This window comes from Streptomyces sparsogenes subsp. cuspidosporus, assembly GCF_039532705.1.
Lineage (GTDB): Bacteria > Actinomycetota > Actinomycetes > Streptomycetales > Streptomycetaceae > Streptomyces > Streptomyces sparsogenes.
Genome location: NZ_BAAASD010000107.1, coordinates 1 through 3,859, shown reverse-complemented (window position 1 = coordinate 3,859; position 3,859 = coordinate 1). Strand labels below are relative to the sequence as shown.

Below are 3,859 nucleotides of genomic sequence, written 5' to 3'. Positions count from 1 at the left end.
ACGACCAGTCCACAAACGGCGCCAACGCCGCCTCACACTCCGCGATCCGCCCCGCGAACACCGAAGACACATCCAGCAACTCCACCCCCATGCCACGCCACTGACCCCCCTGCCCGGGAAACACCAGTACCGGGCCGGCCCCGCCGGCCACCGGCTCCCCGGTCACCGCGGCGCCCGAGGGCAGTCCTTCGGCGAGGGCCGTCAGGCCGGTCAGCAGCTCCGTACGGTCCTGGCCGACCACCACCGCGCGGTGGTCGTGCACCCCACGGCCGGCCACCAGCGACCAGCCGACCTCCGCCACCTCGCCCACGGTCTCCTGTACGAACTCCGCCAACCGCCCGGCCTGGGCACGCAACCCCGCGCCCGACCGCCCCGACACCACCCACGGCACCACCCCGCCCACCGGCGCCGGGCCCGAGTCCGCCGGAGCGGTGACCTGCGGGTCCTCCGGGGCCTCTTCGAGAATCACATGCGCGTTGGTGCCGGAGATGCCGAACGCCGAGACACCCGCCCGCCACGGGCGGTCCACCTCCGGCCAGGCGGTGGCCTCCGTGAGCAGTTCCACCGCCCCGCTGTCCCAGTCCACGTGCGGCGTCGGCGCGTCGATGAACAGGCTGGCCGGCAGCTCCCCGTGGCGCATGGCCATCACCATCTTGATGACGCCGGCGGCGCCCGCGGCGGCCTGGGTGTGGCCGATGTTGGACTTCACCGACCCCAGCCACAGGGGCCGCTCCGCCGGCCGGTCCTGGCCGTAGGTGGCCAGCACCGCCTGCGCCTCGATCGGATCACCCAGCGTCGTCCCCGTACCGTGCGCCTCCACCACATCCACATCCGCCGGCGACAACCGCGCATTCGCCAACGCCTGCCGGATCACCCGCTGCTGCGACGGACCGTTCGGCGCCGTCAAACCATTGCTCGCACCGTCCTGATTGATCGCCGAACCCCGCACCACCGCCCACACCCTGTGACCATTGCGCCGCGCGTCCGACAACCGCTCCAGCAACAGCAGACCGACACCCTCACCCCACCCCGTCCCGTCCGCCGCCGCCGCGAACGCCTTGCAACGACCGTCCCCCGCCAGCCCGCGCTGCCGGGAGAACTCCACGAAGGCACCCGGCGTGGACATCACCGTCACGCCACCCGCCAACGCCAGCGAGCACTCACCGCCACGCAGTCCCCGCACCGCCGAGTGGAGCGCCACCAGCGACGACGAACACCCCGTGTCCACCGTCACCGCCGGACCCTCCAGCCCCAGCACATACGACACCCGCCCCGACACCACGCAGCCGAGGTTGCCGGTGCCGGTGTACCCCTCCATGTCGAGGCTGGAGATCCCGATGATCGACAGGTAGTCGAAGATGGTCGCGCCGACGTAGACACCGGTGTCGCTGCCGCGCAGGGAGCCGTGGTCGATGCCGGCGCGCTCGAACGTCTCCCAGGCGGTCTCCAGCAGCAGCCGCTGCTGGGGATCCATCCCCACCGCCTCACGCGGCGAGATACCGAAGAAGTCCGCGTCGAACTCCCCCGCGCCGTAGACGAATCCGCCCTCGCGCACATAGCTGGTGCCCGGGCGGTCCGGGTCCGGGTCGTACAGCGTGTCCAGGCGCCAGCCGCGGTCGGTCGGAAACGCCGACATCGCGTCCCGGCCCTCGGTCACGAGGTCCCAGAGCTGTTCCGGGCTGGTCACCCCGCCCGGGAACCGGCACGCCATCCCGACGATCGCGATCGGCTCGTCCGATTCCCCGGCCGGCCCCGCGGCGGGGACGAGGGTGGCGCCGGCGACGGTCGTCCGCGTGCCGGAGATCTCCCCGAGGACATGGCGGGCCAGGTCGTCCGCCGTGGGGTAGTCGAAGATCAGCGTGGTGGGCAGCGGCATTCCGGCGCTCGAGCTGAGCTTGTTGCGCAGCTCGACGGCGGTCAGCGAGTCGAAGCCCATCTCGAAGAAGGGCTTCGTCGCGGACACGGCGTCCGGGCCGGAGTGGCCCAGCACGCCGGCCGCCAGGGCCCGGATGTGCTGCGAGAGTATCTGGTGCCGCTGTTCCGGGGCGGCGGCGGACAGCTGCCTGCGCAGCGGGCTGTCCTCGGACGGTGTCTCCTTCTCGAGGAGTTCGACGGCCTGGGGGATCTCGGCGAGCAGCCGGCTGGCGCGCTGCCCGGCGAACGTCGCGGCGAACCGCGCCCAGTCGAAGTCGGCCACCGTCAGCGTCGTCTCGCCACGGCCCAGGGCGTCGCCCAGCACCCGCAGCGCCAGCTCCGGCGGCATGGCGGTCAGACCCCGGTCGCGGAAGAAGGCCGCCACCGCCTCGTCGGCGGCCATGCCCGCCTCGCCCCACGGCCCCCAGGCCACCGAGAGTCCCGGCAGGCCCTCGGCGCGCCGGCGTTCGGCCAGCGCGTCCAGATACGCGTTGGCCGCCGCGTACGCGCCCTGCTGCCCACTGCCCCAGCTGGCCGCGCCGGAGGAGAAGAGCACGAACGCCGACAGGTCCAGGTCGCGCGTCAGCTCGTCGAGCCACCGCGCGCCCCCCGCCTTCGCCGCCGTCACCTGCGCCACCCGGTCCGGGTCCAGGTCGCTCACCGGCGTGTAGTCGCCGACACCGGCGGCATGGAAGATCCCGCGCAGCGGTTGCTCTTCCGGCACCCGCCCCAGCAGCCCGGCCACCTGGTCCCGGTCCGCGACATCGCAGGCCACCACGTCCACCGAGGCGCCGAGCGCCTCGAGCTCCGCCGTCAGCTCCTCGGCCCCGGGCGCGGCGGGGCCGCGCCGGCCGGCCACGAGCACATGGCGCGCGCCCCGCTCGACCGCCCACCGTGCGACCCGGCCGCCCACGCCGCCGGTCCCGCCGGTGACCAGGACCGACCCCTCGGTCCACCACTCCTCGCCAGGCGCGCCTCCCGGTGCCGCGCGCAGCCGGCGCCCCAGCGCACCGTCTCCGCGCAAGGCCACCTGGTCCTCCGTGCCCTCGGCCACCACCGCGGCCAGCCGGCTCGCCGTCTCCTCCCGCACGGCCACCGGCAGATCGACCAGGCCACCCCATCGCTTCGGGTACTCCAGGGCCGCCACGCGCCCCAGACCCCACACCTGGGCCTGCGCCGGGCTCACCGGGCCGTCCTCGCCGACCGACACCCCGCCGCGCGTCACACACCACAGGCGCCCGCCGAAGTCCGTCCCGTCCAGTGCCTGAACGAGGGCGATGGTCCCGGCCAGCCCCACCGACAGGTGCGGGTGGTCCGGGTGCGCGGCCTCGTCAAGGGCCAACGCGTTGATCACACCGGCGACGTCGGGCCATTCCTCCAGCTGCCGCAGACGCTCCGCCAGCGGATCGCGCGCCTGGTCGCCCGGCGCCAGTGCGAGGGTCGTGCACCGCGCCCCCCGGCCCTCGAGCGCCCGGGCGACCGTCCCGACCGCCGGGTCGCCGTCGAGCTTCTCGGGCACCACCAGCAACCATGTGCCGCTCAGCCGGGGAGCCGTGTCCAGGCCGGTGACGGCGGACCAGGCGGTCCGGTAGCGCCACCCGTCGATCCGGGCCCGGTCCCGGGTGCGCTGACGCCACTGTGCCAACACCGGCAACGCCGGGGCCAGCGCCTGCCGCGCGGTGTCCTCCGCCACGTTCAGCGAGGCCCCGAGCCCGGCGAGATCCCCCGCTTCGACAGCGCTCCAGAAGCGTTCGTCGTCCTCCGAGCCCTTCTCCGGGGAACTCCCCCACCTGCCGGGCTTCAGCCAGAAGTGCTGGTGTTGGAACGCGTAGGTGGGCAGGTCGAGCACGGGCGGGGCCGGGGTGGTGGCCCCGGTCAGTGCGTCGGGGGCGGGGTCCACGCCGTACCAGGCCTTCCAGTCCACGGACAGGCCCGCGGTGAAGGC

The 3,859-nt window shown here is 74.2% G+C and carries 1 protein-coding gene; it reads right to left on the bottom strand.

Annotated elements, in window-relative coordinates:
• Positions 1-3,859: SDR family NAD(P)-dependent oxidoreductase (locus ABFY07_RS42445; protein ID WP_346179578.1), on the bottom strand; the 3,859-nt coding region annotated here is incomplete at both ends.